The 15,264-nt window shown below is 63.7% G+C and carries 13 protein-coding genes; 7 read left to right on the forward strand and 6 right to left on the reverse strand.

All coding sequences use genetic code 11. The features are described 5' to 3' along the window. Positions 1 to 9 precede the first annotated feature (9 nt). Positions 10 to 1,251, forward strand: a complete 1,242-nt coding sequence (locus tag AC0L2X_RS14050) for an acyl-CoA dehydrogenase family protein (protein WP_473558160.1) — start codon at positions 10 to 12, stop codon at positions 1,249 to 1,251. A 7-nt stretch (positions 1,252 to 1,258) separates the two neighbouring features. Continuing rightward, entirely contained in the window at positions 1,259 to 2,275 is a 1,017-nt protein-coding gene (locus tag AC0L2X_RS14055) for a phosphotransferase family protein (protein WP_473558001.1), read from the forward strand. A gap of 44 nt (positions 2,276 to 2,319) precedes the next feature. On the opposite strand, the gene ftsZ is transcribed toward AC0L2X_RS14055, so the two are convergent. Further along, a complete protein-coding gene (gene ftsZ, locus AC0L2X_RS14060) occupies positions 2,320 to 3,327 on the reverse strand; it encodes a cell division protein FtsZ (RefSeq protein ID WP_352489868.1) in 1,008 nt (335 codons plus the stop codon). 220 nt (positions 3,328 to 3,547) lie between these two features. After that, a complete protein-coding gene (locus AC0L2X_RS14065) occupies positions 3,548 to 4,666 on the reverse strand; it encodes an NAD(P)/FAD-dependent oxidoreductase (RefSeq protein WP_473558004.1) in 1,119 nt (372 codons plus the stop codon). 150 nt (positions 4,667 to 4,816) lie between these two features. On the opposite strand from AC0L2X_RS14065, the gene AC0L2X_RS14070 reads away from it, so the two are divergent. Beyond that, complete coding sequence (locus AC0L2X_RS14070; RefSeq protein WP_473558006.1) at positions 4,817 to 6,193, forward strand: aspartate aminotransferase family protein; 1,377 nt, start codon at positions 4,817 to 4,819, stop codon at positions 6,191 to 6,193. A 5-nt stretch (positions 6,194 to 6,198) separates the two neighbouring features. Here the strand turns inward: AC0L2X_RS14070 and AC0L2X_RS14075 are convergent, their stop codons facing one another. From AC0L2X_RS14075 to AC0L2X_RS14090, 4 genes are all read right to left on the reverse strand, one after another. Next, positions 6,199 to 7,299 carry an alcohol dehydrogenase family protein gene (locus AC0L2X_RS14075; protein ID WP_473599940.1) on the reverse strand — a complete coding sequence of 367 codons (1,101 nt, stop codon included), beginning with the start codon at positions 7,297 to 7,299 and terminating at the stop codon, positions 6,199 to 6,201. 9 nt (positions 7,300 to 7,308) lie between these two features. Beyond that, the gene (locus tag AC0L2X_RS14080; RefSeq protein WP_473558011.1) at positions 7,309 to 8,688 is read right to left on the reverse strand and encodes an aminotransferase; all 1,380 of its coding nucleotides are present in this window, start codon (positions 8,686 to 8,688) and stop codon (positions 7,309 to 7,311) included. A 34-nt stretch (positions 8,689 to 8,722) separates the two neighbouring features. Continuing rightward, on the reverse strand, positions 8,723 to 10,216 hold the full coding sequence (locus tag AC0L2X_RS14085) for an NAD-dependent succinate-semialdehyde dehydrogenase (protein ID WP_473558013.1): 1,494 nt from the start codon (positions 10,214 to 10,216) through the stop codon (positions 8,723 to 8,725). A 408-nt stretch (positions 10,217 to 10,624) separates the two neighbouring features. Further along, entirely contained in the window at positions 10,625 to 11,116 is a 492-nt protein-coding gene (locus tag AC0L2X_RS14090) for an Lrp/AsnC family transcriptional regulator (RefSeq protein ID WP_473558016.1), read from the reverse strand. Between the two features lie 82 nt (positions 11,117 to 11,198). Here AC0L2X_RS14090 and ehuR point away from each other — a divergent pair, with 82 nt between their 5' ends. The 4 genes from ehuR (at position 11,199) to ehuC (ending at position 15,256) form a co-directional block, all read left to right on the forward strand. Further along, on the forward strand, positions 11,199 to 12,584 hold the full coding sequence (ehuR, locus tag AC0L2X_RS14095) for a MocR-like ectoine utilization transcription factor EhuR (protein ID WP_473558018.1): 1,386 nt from the start codon (positions 11,199 to 11,201) through the stop codon (positions 12,582 to 12,584). 122 nt (positions 12,585 to 12,706) lie between these two features. Continuing rightward, positions 12,707 to 13,492, forward strand: a complete 786-nt coding sequence (gene ehuA / locus AC0L2X_RS14100; RefSeq protein WP_352467667.1) for an ectoine/hydroxyectoine ABC transporter ATP-binding protein EhuA — start codon at positions 12,707 to 12,709, stop codon at positions 13,490 to 13,492. Between the two features lie 65 nt (positions 13,493 to 13,557). Further along, positions 13,558 to 14,409 carry an ectoine/hydroxyectoine ABC transporter substrate-binding protein EhuB gene (gene ehuB / locus AC0L2X_RS14105; protein ID WP_352467666.1) on the forward strand — a complete coding sequence of 284 codons (852 nt, stop codon included), beginning with the start codon at positions 13,558 to 13,560 and terminating at the stop codon, positions 14,407 to 14,409. A 187-nt stretch (positions 14,410 to 14,596) separates the two neighbouring features. Continuing rightward, the gene (ehuC, locus tag AC0L2X_RS14110; protein WP_254819481.1) at positions 14,597 to 15,256 is read left to right on the forward strand and encodes an ectoine/hydroxyectoine ABC transporter permease subunit EhuC; all 660 of its coding nucleotides are present in this window, start codon (positions 14,597 to 14,599) and stop codon (positions 15,254 to 15,256) included. The last annotated feature ends 8 nt before the right edge of the window (positions 15,257 to 15,264 follow it).

Below are 15,264 nucleotides of genomic sequence, written 5' to 3' on the forward strand. Positions count from 1 at the left end.
GTGAGCGCCATGAATTTCGACATTTCCGTCCGCACCGAGGCCTTCCGCAGCCGGATCGCCGACTTCGTCGAGCGCGAGATCCTGCCGCTCGAGGCAGACAAGGCTTCCTATGACGGCCATGGCAATATTGCGCTGCCGCTGCTCGAAACGTTGCGGGGCAAGGCGAAAGCAGCCGGCCTGTGGTGCCTGCAGCTGAAGCCCGAGACCGGCGGGGCCGGCCTCTCGAAGGTGGATATGGCGGTCTGCTATGAAGAGATGAACCGCTCGATCTTCGGTCCGGTCGTATTCAATTCCGCGGCCCCCGATGACGGCAACATGATGGTGCTGGAACGGCTGGGGACGCCGGAGCAGAAGCAAAGATGGCTGAAGCCGATCGTCGAGGGCAAGGTGCGCTCGGCTTTCGCAATGACGGAACCGCATCCGGGGGGCGGCTCCGACCCGTCGATGATCCTGACCAGAGCCGAACGGCGCGGCGACAGGTATGTCGTCAAAGGCCGCAAATGGTTCATCACCGGCGCGCAAGAGGCGAGCCATTTCATTCTCATAGCGCGCACTTCGGACGATCCGCGTCACGGCCTTTCGGCCTTGCTGTTCCATAAGGACCAGCCGGGCTGGCGGATCGTGCGGCGCATCGAGATCATGGGGCCGGAAGAACATGGCGGCCATTGCGAGCTGGAGTTCGACGGCCTGGAAGTCCCGGTCGAGGACGTGCTTGCCGGCGAAGGCAGCGGCCTCAGGGTTACCCAGGTCCGGCTCGGTCCGGCGCGGCTCACCCATTGCATGCGCTGGCTCGGCCTTGCCAAGCACTGCATCGAGATCGCGCGCGCCTATGCCGCCGAGCGTAGCGGCTTCGGGCAGCTTTTGGCCGACCGCGAGAGTATCCAGCTGATGCTCGGCGACCTTGCCATGCGCATCGAGATCGGGCGGCTGCTGGTGATGAAGGCGGCCTGGGAGCTCGACCGCGGCGGCTTTGCCCGCAAGGAGGTCTCCATGGCCAAGATCCAGGTCGCCAACGTGCTGCACGACGCCGCCGACGTGGCGATCCAGATCAACGGCGCCCGCGGCTATTCGAAAGACACTGTACTCGAATGGATCTACCGCTACGCCCGCCAGGCTCGCCTGGTCGACGGCGCCGACGAGGTCCACAAGATGGTGCTCAACCGTGTCCTCAACGAGGAAGGTACAGGCTTCTGGCGCTGGCATGTCGAAGCCGGCACGCAAGACGAAACAGGTCGCGGCGGGAACCGCTGAGCCGGCAATGAGGATGGATTTCGATCCAGTACGCCTGGAGGATTTTCTGAGAGCGCATTTTGGCGATGGCCAGATGTCGCTTGAGCGGATCGTCGGCGGCCAATCCAACCCGACCTATTTCCTCGACTATGGCGGCCGCCGCATGGTGCTGCGCAAGAAACCCCCGGGACCGATCCTGCGCGGCGCTCATGCCGTCGATCGCGAATACAGGGTGATCGAGGCGCTAGCGGCAACAGACGTGCCGGTGCCGCGGCCGGTGCTCTTTCACGACGGCGACGAGCCGCTCGGCACACCGTTCTATCTGATGCAGCGGCTCTACGGCCGGGTGTTCCACGATGGCGCGTTGCCCGGACTGGCGCCGAACGAGCGGCGCGGCATCTATTTCGGCATGGCCGAGGCGCTGGCAAAGCTGCACGCAGTCCGGCCGGAAGAGGTCGGGCTCGGCGACTATGGCCGTCCCGGGAACTATTTTGAACGACAGATCGCGCGCTGGACCAGACAGTTGCGGGAATCGCCGAGCGAACGCATTGCCGCGCTCGAAGCCGTCGCCGAATGGCTGCCGCGACATCTTCCGCCAGATGACGGCCGAGTCTCGATCGCGCATGGCGATTTCCGTCTCGGCAATCTTATCTTCCATCCTGCGCGGCCCGAGGTGATCGGCATACTCGACTGGGAGTTATCGACGCTCGGCCATCCGCTTGCCGATCTCGGCTTCTCCTCGATGCCCTGGCATTCCTCGCCTGACGAATATGGCGGCATCCTCGGCCTCGATCAGGCAGCACTCGGCATTCCCACACAGCGCGAATTCCTCGATCATTACTTCGCTCACGCCGTGCCGACGGCGCCGCTGCAGCAGTTCCATCTGGTGTTTGCCATGTTCCGCTTTGCGGTGATCTTCGTCGGCATCGCCGACCGCGTGCTGGCCGGCAGCGCGGTTGCGGCCGATGCGGCGGATGTGGCACCACTGGCCGGCCGTTTTGCTGTACGCGCCATGGAGGTCATCGACCGCGCGCGGCCCTGGTGAGGAAAGGCTGGCAATCAGCTGAGCGAGCCGCACGCGATACGCGTTCAGTTCATGCGAACTTCCGGTTCCGCCAGCAGCGGAATCTCCAGGCCACGCCGCAGGCCGGTCGCCACGACCGACACCCTGAATTTTCCGGCGAGTGCCTTGTCGAAGATGGCGCCGACGATGATGTCGGCATCGTTGTCGACCTCCTCGCGGATGCGGGTAGCAGCTTCGTCGACCTCGAACAGCGTCATGTCCATGCCGCCCGATATCGAGACAAGGACGCCCTTGGCGCCCATCATCGAAGCTTCGTCGAGCAGCGGGTTGGCGATTGCCGCTTCCGCCGCCTTCTTGGCGCGGCCTTCTCCGGCGGCCTCGCCGGTTCCCATCATGGCGCGGCCCATGTCGCGCATCACCGACTTTACATCGGCGAAGTCGAGATTGATCAAGCCTTCCTTGACGATCAGATCGGTAATGCAGCCGACGCCCGCATAGAGAACCCGATCGGCCATGGCGAAGGCGTCGGCGAACGTGGTTCTGGCGTCGGCGATCCTGAACAGGTTCTGGTTGGGGATGACGATGACGGTATCAGCGCTTTCGCGCAGGCGCTCGATGCCCTCATCGGCAGCGTACATGCGGCGCCTGCCTTCGAAGACAAATGGCTTGGTAACGACGGCGACGGTCAGTATTCCGGCTGCCCGTGCTGCCTGCGCTATAACAGGCGCGGCACCGGTGCCGGTTCCGCCTCCCATGCCGGCGGTCACGAAGCACATATGCGTTCCAGCAAGGTGATCCATGATCTCGTCGATGGATTCCACGGCCGCGGCACGGCCGACCTCGGGCAGGGACCCGGCGCCCAGACCTTCGGTGATATGAGCGCCCAACTGGATCAGCCTCGTTGCCTTCGACATGGCAAGGGCCTGGGCGTCGGTGTTGGCGACGATGAATTCCGCGCCCTGCAGGCCTTCGGCGATCATGTTGTTGACGGCGTTGCCGCCGCCGCCGCCGACCCCGACAACCGTGATCTTGGGCCTCATCTCCGAGATTACCGGCCTCGCCGCGGTGTTCATTGCCGTTCTCCCTGGATACGCCGAGTGGTCGCTGGAAGCTTGTCCCGGGCGCACTGCGAAAACTTTGAACCGGGCAGTGCGAATCAGGACAGCCCAGAGTGCAGGGAATCAGAGCGCGAAGCGGGCTGCAAGTGCGCGATGTGCCTCATAGGCGACTTGCCACTGAAAGTTCACGCAATGCGCTTTGATACAGTGCAGATCGTGGCGCGGGCGCCGCACGCTACAACTTCGGCGCGAGACACTGCGCGACATGGTCGGCAATGGCCAGGCAGGAGGTCAGGCCGGGGCTTTCGATGCCGAACAGGTTGACCAGGCTATCCACGCCGTGCACCGCCACGTCCTGGATGACGAAGTCGGCATTGGCCTCACCGGGACCAGACAGTTTTGGCCGGATGCCGCTGTAAGCGGGCTGCAGGCTGCCATCGGCCAGATCCGGCCAGTATTTGCGGATCTCGCTGTAGAAACGCGCGCCACGAGCTGGATCGACGCGATATTCGAGTTGATCAATCCATTCGACGTCCGGCCCGAAGCGGGTGACGCCGTCGAGATCGAGCGTCAGATGAACACCGAGCCCGCCGGGTTCGGGCACCGGATAGACCAATCGCGAGAAGGGCGCCCGGCCGACCACCGAAAAATAATTGCCCTTGGCATAATGGAGCTTTGGCACAAATTGCTGATCGAGCCCGTCGAGCGAACCGGCAAGTGCTGCGGCGCCAAGCCCGGCAGCGTTGACGAAGCGCGTGGCGGCGATCTCGAAGCGTTCGCCGCCGGCAGCGTCCACCGTCTCGAGCACGACGCGGCCCGCTTCGATGCGGCCGGAGGCGACGCGGGTGTTGATGCTGAGTGCCGCCCCGTGCTCCTCTGCGTCGCCCAACAGCGCAAGCATAAGGGCGTGGCTGTCAATGATCCCGGTGGCCGGCGACAGCAGCGCCGCCGTGCACTTAAGGCTGGGCTCCAGCGCACGCGCCTCGGCTTCGCGCAACGGCACCAGCTCGCCGGCGCCGCAAGCGCGTGCATTGGCCCGGATGGAGGCGAGCACCGGCTCCTGTTCGGCATTCGTCGCGACGATGAGCTTGCCGCAGCGCGCGTGTGGGATCGCCCGCTCCTCGCAATAGCGATAGAGTCTTTCCCGGCCCGCCACGCAGAGCTGGGCCTTCAGCGATCCAACCGGATAGTGGAGGCCGGCATGGATGACCTCGGAGTTGCGCGAACTTATTCCGGTGCCGATAGCGCTCTCGGCTTCCAGGACCAGCGTGTCGATACCGCGCTGCGCCATCTCTCGCGCAATCGCCAAGCCCACAACGCCGGCGCCGGCGACAATGCAGTCGACATGGTCCACGGTCAGGTCAAGCCGAAGTTCTGCATGTGTCCATCCATCCGCTGGCCCTGTCGAAAGCCCTTGACACTATATCGTTCGGGAAAGATGCATCAAACGCATAATGCACGCGAACCTTCCGATGCGGACCCGCGTGCAGCACAGGAGCCCCCAATGGACGCACGACCGAATTCTCCCGAAGCCCGCGACATAAGCTTTCACATGCATGGCTATACGAATGCCCGCAAACATCAGGAGTCGGGGCCGCTCGTCATCGAGAAGGGCGACGGCATCTATGTCGAGGACCTTGCCGGCAACCGCTATATCGAGGCGATGGCCGGGCTTTGGAGCGTCGCGGTCGGTTTTTCGGAGAAGCGGCTGGTCGATGCGGCGGTACGGCAAATGTCGAAGCTGCCTTACTATCACGATTTCGGCTCCAAATCGCATTCGCCGCTGATCGATCTCGCCGAGAGACTGGTGCAGATGGCGCCGGTGCCGATGAGCAAGGCGTATTTCACCAATTCCGGCTCAGAGGCCAACGATACGGCCATGAAGATGATCTGGTACCGGTCGAATGCGCTCGGCCAGCCGGCGCGCAAGAAGATCATCAGCCGCAAGAAGGGTTATCACGGCGTCACCATCGCCTCGGCAAGCCTGACCGGACTGCCCAACAACCACATTTCGTTCGATCTGCCGATTGCCAATGTGCTGCATACCTCGACGCCGCACCATTGGCGCGAGGCGCTGCCGGGTGAAAGCGAAGAGCTTTTTTCGACACGGCTTGCCGACGAGCTGGAAAGACTGATCCTCGCCGAAGGACCGGAAACCATCGCCGCCTTTTTCGGCGAACCGATCATGGGCGCCGGCGGCGTTATCGTTCCGCCTTCCGGCTACTGGGAGAAGATACAGGCGGTGCTGTCGAGATACGATATCCTGCTTGTCGCTGACGAGGTGATCTGCGGCTTTGGCCGAACAGGTGAGATGTTCGGCTCGCAGGCCTTCGGTATCAGGCCCGACATCATGGTGCTGTCAAAGCAGATCTCTTCCTCCTATTTGCCGATCTCAGCCCTGCTGATCAACGAAAAGGTATTCGAGCCGATCGCCGATGAAAGCAATCGTATCGGCACCTTCGGCCACGGTTTCACCGGCGGCGGCCATCCCGTCGCGGCTGCGGTCGCGCTCGAGAACCTGAAGCTGATCGAGGAGCGCGATCTCGTCGGCAATGCGCGCACCGTCGGTGCGCACATGCAGAAGCGGCTGCGCGATCTCGCTTCGCACCCGCTTGTCGGCGAGGTGCGCGGCATCGGCCTGATTGCGGCGGTCGAACTGGTCGGCGACAAGGCGAACAAGGCGCCGTGGAACACGGTCGGTGCCTTGGGCGGGCTCGTCAACGGGTTCATGCAGCAGAACGGCGTCATTTCCCGCAATATGGGCGATGCGCTGGCTTTCTGCCCGCCGCTGATCATCACCGAGCCGCAGGTCGACCAGGTGATCGACGCGTTTGAACGGTCGCTGGAAGCCGCCGCCAAACAGGTTGGATCACAGAGCTGATCGCGCTATTTAGCGACGCCGACCGCATCCGGCACGACGACCAGCTTGCCGACGAAGTCCTTGGCCACGAAATCGGCCTGGGCGCGATGGAAATCGGACAGCTTGTAGACGCCGCCGACCAGCGGCCGGATCTTCTTCTCCTCGATGTAGCGCACGATGCGGCGGAAGTCCGCCCGCGTGCCCTGGCTCGAGCCATGCAGTTGCAGCTGTTTCAGGTACATGGTGCGCAGATCCAGCTGCACGACCGGGCCGGCAATTGCACCAGCCGTGGTGTAGCGGCCTTCCGGCCTCAAGATGCGCAGGAGGTCGTTGAAGATCGCGCCGCCGACCAGATCGGCCACCACGTCGATCGGCTGGCCCTCGGTCGCAGCGCTGACGGCGGCCGGCAGATCGGCAACGCCACGGGTGATCACCGCCTCGGCGCCGATATCCCGCACCGCCTGTTCCTTGCCCTTGCCGGCAATGGCATAGGGAATGGCGCCGCGTGCCCGCGCCAGCTGCACGATGCCTGAGCCGACGCCGCCCGAGGCGCCGGTGACCAGCACACGCTCGCCGGCTTTCAATGCGGCGCGTTCCAGCATCTGCTCGCCGGTGAGATAGGCGCAGCAGAATGTGGCAAGTTCGACGTCGGTCAGGTCGGTGCTGACGACATGGGCATTCTCGGCCGGCACGGCCTGGTATTCGGCATAGCCGCCGTCGCGGCCGTGGCCCATATAGTCGATGTCGGCCAATGAATCGTCGTCACGATTGTAGATGGAGAAATCGACCATCACCCGTTCGCCGATGCGGGCCGGCGACACGCCGTCGCCAACGGCGACGATGTTGCCGACCGTGTCGGTGCCCTGGATACGCGGGAAGGTCAGTGTGTTGCCTTGCCGCCGCCATGTCGACACGGCGGCTGCATCCTCCTCAGTGCCGTAGGCGCCCTGGCGCACCCAGACATCGGTGTTGTTCATACCGCAAGCGCTGACCTTGACCAGCACCTCACCAGGGGCGGGCGAGGGTACTTTGACGTCGGTGCGGTAGACGAGCTTTTCCGGCCCACCGTGCCCGATCAATTGCACGGCGGCCATGGTGGCGGGGATGGTCTTCGTCATGGCATTCATGTCGGTTCTTCAGATATTGGCAAACACGCTCTTCACCGCATCGGCCGTCTTGGAGACAACGACGTCGGCCTCTTGCCGCGTCAGGCAGAGCGGCGGCGCAAAACCGAGAATGTCGCCCTGCGGCATGGCGCGGCCGATGACGCCGCTTGCCGCAAGGGCGGTCGCGACCTGCGGTCCGATCTTTTGCGAGGCGTCGAAGAAGACACGGTCGTCCCGGTCGGCGACGAACTCGATTGCCGCGAGCATGCCGTCGCCGCGGACCTCGCCGACGTTTTTGTGGCCACCGACGGCTTTCGTCAGCTCGGCGCGGAAATAGGCGCCGGTCTCGCCGGCGTTCCTGACCAGGTCCATCTCGTCGATCAGTTCCAAATTGGCGACGCCGGCGGCAACGCAGATCGGATGCGCCGAATAGGTCCAGCCATGGCCGAGCGAGCCGAGCTTGTCGGAGCCTTGGACGAGCACCTGCCACACCTTGTCGGAGACGATGACGCCGGAGAGCGGCGCATAGGCCGAGGTCAGGCCCTTGGCGATCGTGATCAGGTCGGGCTTGATGTCGTAATGGTCGGAGCCGAACATGGTACCCAATCGGCCGAAGCCGGTGACGACCTCGTCGGCGACCAGCAGCACGCCGTACTTCTTCAGCACCGCCTGGATCTTTTCCCAGTAGCCGGCTGGCGGCGGCACGATGCCGCCGGTGCCGAGGATCGGCTCGCCGATGAAGGCGGCGACGGTTTCCGGCCCTTCGGCCAGGATCATCTCCTCGAGCTTGTCGGCACAGTATTGCGAAAATTGCCCCTCGCTCAGCGAGCGGTCGGCTCGGCGGAAATAGTAGGGTGCCTCGGTGTGCAGCACCGGCGCACGCGGCAGGTCGAAGGCATTGTGGAACAGGTCGAGGCCGGTCAGCGATCCGGTCATGATGCCGGAGCCGTGATAGCCGCGCCAGCGCGAGATGATCTTCTTCTTCTCGGGCCGGCCGAGCACGTTGTTGTAGTACCAGATCAGCTTGATGTTGGTTTCGTTAGCGTCGGAACCGGAGAGCCCGAAATAGACCCTCGACATGCCTTGCGGCGCGCGGTCGATGATCATCTTGGAGAGCGTGATCGACGCCTCGGTGCCGTGCCCGACATAGGCGTGGTAATAGGCGAGATTCTTGGCCTGTGCGGCGATGGCGTCGGCGATCTTCTGGCGGCCATAACCGACATTGACGCAATAGAGCCCGGCGAAGGCATCGATGCTCTTCCTGCCGTTATTGTCCCAGATGGTAACGCCTTCACCACCGGCAATCACACGCGTCGGGCTCTCGCCACGCGCGTGCGTTCCCATATGGGTCGAGGGATGGAAGAAGTGATCGCGATCCCAGGCGGCGAGTTCGTTTGACTGGTCGAGCATTTTTTACTCCTGAGGAAAATGTGTCGGGCGCGGCTCACGCCACGTCGAGGCAGAGATATTTGAGATCGGTAAAGGCTTCGAGCCCGTGACGCGAGCCCTCCCGGCCGATGCCGGACTGCTTGACGCCGCCGAACGGGACCGGCGCGCCGGTGATCTTGACCCGGTTGATGGCGACCATGCCATAATCGAGCGCGCGGCCCATGCGCAATTGGCGGCCGCCGTTTTCAGTGACGACATAGGCGACGAGGCCGTATTCCGTGGCGTTGGCGCGGGCGATCACTTCGTCTTCGCCGTCGAAGGGCGTCACCGCTGCGACCGGACCGAAGGTCTCATCGCGCATGATCAGGGCATCGTCGTCAACATCGGCCAGCAGGGTCGGCTGATAGAACAGCGGCCCGGCCGCATGGCGCTTGCCGCCAGTCAGGCAACGCGCGCCTTTGGCGAGCGCATCGGCCACCTGCTCCTCGACCTTCTTGACGGCGCGCTCGTGCATCAGCGGCCCGATTTCAGTGTCGTCAGCGAGGCCATTGCCGGCCCGCAATGCCTCGACGCGTTTAGCGAAAGCAGCGCAGAACCGATCGTATATCGGACGCTGGACATAGATGCGGTTGGCGGCGAGGCAGTCCTGGCCGGAGGTGGCGAATTTGGCGTCGACGGCGATGGTCACAGCCTTGTCGAGATCCGCGTCGGCGAAGACGATCAGCGGCGCATGACCGCCAAGCTCCATCACCAGACGCTTCATCGTCGGCGCACTTTGCGCGGCGATCAATTTGCCGATCTCGGTCGAGCCGGTGAAGCTCATGGCGCGAACGCGCGGGTCTTCGCACATCCGCCCAACGATGGTCGAAGCCTTGCCGGTGAGAACGTTGAACACGCCAGCCGGCACGCCAGCGCGCTCGCCAAGTTCGGCTAGCGCCAGTGCCGACAGCGGCGTTTCCGACGAGGGGTGCGCGACGATGGTGCAGCCGGCGGCGAGGGCGGCCGCCGCCTTGCGGGTCAGCATGGCCGCGGGAAAATTCCACGGCGTGACGACGCCGACGACGCCGAGCGGCTCGCGCCGCACCATCATCTCGGTATCAGGCAGATGACTGGTGACGCTTTCGGCGTTGAGGCGTTTGGCTTCCTCGGCATACCACTCGACAAAAGAGGCGGCGTAGTCGATCTCGCCGAGCGATTCCTTCAGCGGCTTGCCCTGTTCGAGCGTCATCAGCAGGGCCAGGTCATTTTTGGCGGCGACGATCAGATCGAACCATTTTCGCAAGATTTTCGACCGTTCCTGCGGCAGCAATGCGCGCCAGGCAGGAAAGGCGCGCGATGCCGCATCGATCGCCAATGTCGTCTGCCGTGCATCGAGCGCCGCAACGAAAGCGACGGTGGATCCGGTGGCCGGATCGGTCACCTCGAAACTCTCCGCGGTCTCGCTCGCCGTCCAGTGGCCATCGACATAGGCGAGTTCGCGCAGCAGCCGTCGGTCGGCGAGGCGATCAAGCGCCTCATGGCGGTGCGAGCGGGCAAAATGTGCGGACATGTTCAAGGTCTCCCGGTTCGGAGTGATACGGGAATATTATTCGTCTGCGGCGGACAGAGAGGCTGTTTGGGCGCTTGCGTGTAGAGAGATTGTCTCTTTAGGTCTACCGGAACGGACGATCTCTCTGGTCGTGCGGCAGAACACAAACCTTCGAGATTGACTGAACCTCCTCAGCCTCGTCATCCTTGGGCGGAGCGAGGCGAAGCCGAGCGCAGACCCAAGGACCCATGCCGTAACCTCTGCTAAGGATGCAGCGGAGCAGAATTCTGCACCGTCGCGGCGCCCTGATGTCACGCAATGGATCCTGGGGTCTGCGCCGCGTCGCTTCGCTCCTTGCTCCGCCCCAGGATGACGAAGCCGCGTGGGTCAGCGGCCAACCTCCTAGACCTGTGGTCCGAGAGATCAGCCTCACGAAGACGCCGGCAACAGATCCGCCACTGGCAGCACACTCTCCTCCTTCACCGTCTTGGTGACGATGTAGGTGAAATAGCGGTCTATGCCGATCTCGTGTTCGAGCAGGGTGTCGACCAGCCGCTGATAGGCGTCGATGTCACGCGCCATGACTTTCAGCAGGTAATCGACGCCGCCACCGACAGACCAGCAGGCGACGATCTCGCGGATGTCGCGGATGACGCGCTCGAAACGGTCGAAATCGGCCTGGCGGTGGCTGGCAAGCGTCACCTCCATCAGCACGGTGGCGACCGGCGCGATGGAGCGCATGGCGATCCTGGCGTGATAGCCCGAGACGATGCCGGCCTTTTCCAGCTTACGCAGCCGCATCCAGCAAGGCGTCGGCGACAGGCCGACCTTCTCGGCCAGCGCCAGCTTGGTGATGCGCCCGTCGCGCTGGATGGCGTCGAGGATTTTCAGATCGATCGGATCGAGTTTCGCTGCAGCCATGATCGTCCACTTCCACTGCCCGACACCATGACGGCGCATTATTTCGATTGTCAATTGCACTGATTTCGATCTCTAATAAGTCATGACATTTTGGCGACCAGATCCCGCTCTTATCCGGCGGCCGGCCTATCAATCGCTCGCCGACCAGTTCGCGCGCGCCATCCATGACGGGCGCCTGGCCAATGGCGCTCGCTTGCCGACGCATCGGCAGCTGGCCGACGATCTCAAACTTTCCGTGCAGACGGTCAGCCGCGCCTATGAGGAGCTGATCCGCCGCGGGCTGGTGTCCGGCGAGGTCGGCCGCGGCAGCTTCGTGCAGACACAGCGCCGCGAACCGGAGCCGCCCTATCTGCCGGAGCGGCTGGGCGAGGTCATCGACCTCTCCATCCTGAAGCCGGTCTGCGAACCGATGCATCTGGAACGGCTGAGGCAGGCGCTGGGCTGGCTCGCCGAAAACCTGCCGTCGAGCTCGGCGCTGTCGTTCAGGCCGAACATGGTGTTCCCGCGCCACCGCGCGGTGGGTGTCGAGTGGCTACGCCTCTGCGGCCTCGACGTGTCGCCGCAGAACATCAGCCTGACCAACGGCGCCACCGCAGGGATGACAGTGGCGCTGATGAGCGTGGCGCCGCCCGGCTCGACCGTCGCCACCGAGGCGATCGGCCACCACACGCTGATCCCGCTGGCGCGTTATCTCGGCTTCAACCTCGAGGGTTTGCCGATCGACGATAATGGGCTGATCCCGGAAGCGCTGGACGAGGCCTGCCGGCTGTCCGACATCCGCGCCGTGTTTGTCCAGCCGTCGGTGATCAACCCGACGGCCACGCTGATGGATGCCGGCCGGCGCGAACAGATTGCCGCCGTTGCGCGCAGGCATGACATCGCCATCATCGAAAACGACGTCCTCGGCCCGCTGGTCGAGGACCGGCCGCCGCCGGTCGCCGCCTTCGCGCCCGAGCGCACGCTCTACGTCACCTCCTTCACCAAGATCGTGGTGCCGGGCCTGCGCATCGGCTATCTCGCGGCGCCCGATCGTTATGTCGCCGCGGTCGCCAATCGCCACCTCGTCTCGAACTGGATGGCGACGCCGCTGGTGGCCGAGATCGCCACCAAATGGGTGACCGACGGCACCGCGATGGAACTCGTGCGATGGCAGCGCCTGGCTTTGCGGCGGCGTCTGGACATCGCCGCCGAGGTGCTTGCCGGAGTGGACTATCGCGCTCACCGCGACGGGCTGCATGTCTGGCTGCAACTGCCGGATGATCGCGGCGAGGAAAGCTTTGTTTCCCAGGCCCGCCTGCAGGGGGTGGCGATTGCGCCCGGCACGTCGTTTCGCATTTCGCAGACGCCTTGGCATCCAGCTGTGCGGATTTCGCTTGGCTCGACCACGGAGGGGGAACTGCGTGCCGGTCTCGGCGTTGTCACCAAGCTGCTGCTCGGCGATCCCGAGCATCTCCTGCTTGCGATCTAGGCGACAAATGGTGGGAAATTGTGCGGAATCCGAAATATTGTCATGATATTATTTTCTTGATTGACATGATTTGCCGCGGTCCGCATCGTTAAAGGCATCGCTTCTCCAGCACGGGAAATTCATTGTCGGCGCCCATTATCAAGATCGACGGCATTTCGAAAAGCTTCGGCACCTTCAAGGTGCTGGACGGCCTCTCCATGCAAGTCATGCCCGGCGAGAAGCTGGCGCTGATCGGCCCATCGGGTTCGGGCAAGACGACGATCCTGCGCATCCTGATGACGCTAGAGCGTATCGACAGCGGCCACATCCAGGTCGACGGCGAGCAGCTGTATCACATGGAGCGTAACGGCCGGCTGCTGGCGGCCGATGAACGGCATTTGGCAAAGATGCGCCAGAAGATCGGCATGGTCTTCCAACTGTTCAATCTGTTTCCGCACAAATGCGTCATCGACAATGTGACGCTGGCACCGATGCTGACCAAAGGCGTGCCGCGGGCCGCTGCCGAGAAGCGGGCGATGGAGCTGCTCGACATGGTGGGAATGGTCGACAAGGCCAAAGCGATGCCGGCGCAGCTTTCCGGCGGCCAGAAGCAGCGCGTCGCGATTGCCCGCGCGCTGGCGCTGTCGCCGAAGATCATGCTGTTCGACGAGGTCACCTCGGCGCTCGACCCGGAACTCGTCGACGAGGTGCTCAACGTCATGCGCAAGCTCGCCGCCGAGACCGACATGACCATGCTGCTGGTCACCCACGAGATGGGTTTCGCCCATGACTTCGCCGACCGGGTGCTGTTCTTCGACCGTGGCAGAATAGTCGAGGAGGGCAAGCCCGACGAGATTTTCCGCCATCCCAAACAGGAGCGCACGCAAGGTTTCCTGAAGAAGATCATTGCGGCCGGACATCGGGTCTGACTGCCATGCGAGGCGGCGACGCCTCAAGCAAGCCAAGAAGACAGACAAACAAGGAGTTGGGAACAATGAAGAAATTTGCCATTTTGGCCGGCGTCGCCGGTGTCGCCCTGACGGCGGTGCTGGCCGCCTCGACGCCCGGCTCTGCCGATGACAGCAAGCTCGAAGAGCTCAAGGCGCAAGGCTTTGCCCGCGTCGCCATCGCCAACGAGCCGCCCTATACGGCGGTCGCTGCCGACGGCAAGGTTTCGGGTGCGGCGCCTGACGTTGCCCGTGAAATCTTCAAACGCCTTGGCGTCAACGATATCGTCGCCTCGATTTCGGAATATGGCGCCATGATCCCCGGCTTGCAGGCCGGCCGTTTCGACGTCGTCACCGCTGGCCTGTTCATGAAGCCGGAACGTTGTGCTGCGGTCGCCTATTCGGAACCGGTGCTGTGCGACGCCGAGGCGATGCTGGTGAAGAAGGGCAACCCGAAGGGCTTCAAGAGCTACGAGGACGTCGCCAAGGACACCAGCGCGACGATCGGCGCACCGGGTGGCGGCACCGAGGAAAAGCTGGCGCTTACCGCAGGTGTGCCGCGCGAGCGCGTCATTGTCGTGCCGGACGGCCAGAGCGGCCTGAAGATGCTGCAGGACGGCCGCATCGATGCCTATTCGCTGCCCGTGCTGTCGATCAACGACCTGGTCAAGAAAGCCAATGATCCGAACCTCGAAGTCATCGCGCCGGTGGTCGGTGCGCCGGTCTATTGCGACGGCGCGGCCTTCAAGAAGGGCGACGAAGCGCTGCGCGACGCCTATGATGTCGAGCTGGCGAAGCTGAAGAAGTCCGGCGAGTTCGCCAAGATCATCGAACCCTACGGCTTCTCGGCGGCGGCGGCGATGTCGACGAGCCGCGACAAGCTCTGCTCGGCGAAGTAGGCGCGTTCTTTCCTTCTCTCCGTTGACGGGAGAAGGTGGCCAGAAGGGCTGGATGAGGGGCGTCGCCACACTCTGGTTGGTTCGCGCTGCCCCTCATCTGCCTGCCGGCATCTTCTCCCCGCGAACGGGGAGAAGGAACCTGAAGTGATCGCCTCGCCAAATATTCAATGCGGAGCCCTTTCGACCAATGACCCAATGGTCCGGCTATTTCGGCCTGATATTGCAAGGAGCGCTTGTCACCATCGAATTGACGTTGATGGGGTCGGTGCTTGCCTTGGTCATGGCCTTTCTTGCCGGACTGGGGCGGCTGTCGCGGTTTTTCGTGCTACGCGCGCTGGCCACCGCCTATATCGAGTTCTTCCGCGGCACCTCGATCTTCGTGCAGCTGTTCTGGGCCTATTTCGTGCTGCCTTTTGCCGGCATTTCGCTGACGCCGCTGCAGGCCGGCGTGCTGGCGCTGGGCCTGAATGTCGGGGCCTATGCGGCGGAAGTGGTGCGCGGCGCCATCAAGTCGATCGGCCGCGAACAATATGAGGCCTGCACCGCGCTCAATCTCGGCCGCTGGCAAGCCATGCGCCATATCATCCTGCCGCAGGCGCTTCTGGTGATGCTGCCTACCTTCGGCAACAACGCCATCGAGCTGCTCAAGGCCACCGCCGTCGTTTCGCTGATCTCGCTCGCCGACCTGACCTTCCAGGCGCAGGTGGTGCGCTCGCAGACCGGCAATACACTGGTGCCGTTCAGCACCATCCTCGTCATCTATTTCGTGCTGGCGCTGCTCATCTCATGGGGCGTGCGGTCGCTGGAACGCCGGATGGCGCGCGGCCTCGACGGGGTGCGCGTCTGATGGAGCGG

Source organism: Mesorhizobium sp. WSM4828 (assembly GCF_055811175.1).

What these genes read in the sequence shown, in the direction of transcription:
- AC0L2X_RS14050 (WP_473558160.1), top strand. Translation starts at nt 10, where the DNA reads ATGAATTTCGACATTTCCGTCCGCACCGAGGCCTTCCGCAGCCGGATC.
- AC0L2X_RS14055 (WP_473558001.1), top strand. Translation starts at nt 1,259, where the DNA reads ATGAGGATGGATTTCGATCCAGTACGCCTGGAGGATTTTCTGAGAGCG.
- ftsZ (WP_352489868.1), bottom strand. Translation starts at nt 3,327, where the DNA reads ATGAACACCGCGGCGAGGCCGGTAATCTCGGAGATGAGGCCCAAGATC.
- AC0L2X_RS14070 (WP_473558006.1), top strand. Translation starts at nt 4,817, where the DNA reads ATGGACGCACGACCGAATTCTCCCGAAGCCCGCGACATAAGCTTTCAC.
- AC0L2X_RS14075 (WP_473599940.1), bottom strand. Translation starts at nt 7,299, where the DNA reads ATGAATGCCATGACGAAGACCATCCCCGCCACCATGGCCGCCGTGCAA.
- AC0L2X_RS14080 (WP_473558011.1), bottom strand. Translation starts at nt 8,688, where the DNA reads ATGCTCGACCAGTCAAACGAACTCGCCGCCTGGGATCGCGATCACTTC.
- AC0L2X_RS14085 (WP_473558013.1), bottom strand. Translation starts at nt 10,216, where the DNA reads ATGTCCGCACATTTTGCCCGCTCGCACCGCCATGAGGCGCTTGATCGC.
- AC0L2X_RS14090 (WP_473558016.1), bottom strand. Translation starts at nt 11,116, where the DNA reads ATGGCTGCAGCGAAACTCGATCCGATCGATCTGAAAATCCTCGACGCC.
- ehuR (WP_473558018.1), top strand. Translation starts at nt 11,199, where the DNA reads ATGACATTTTGGCGACCAGATCCCGCTCTTATCCGGCGGCCGGCCTAT.
- ehuB (WP_352467666.1), top strand. Translation starts at nt 13,558, where the DNA reads ATGAAGAAATTTGCCATTTTGGCCGGCGTCGCCGGTGTCGCCCTGACG.
- ehuC (WP_254819481.1), top strand. Translation starts at nt 14,597, where the DNA reads ATGACCCAATGGTCCGGCTATTTCGGCCTGATATTGCAAGGAGCGCTT.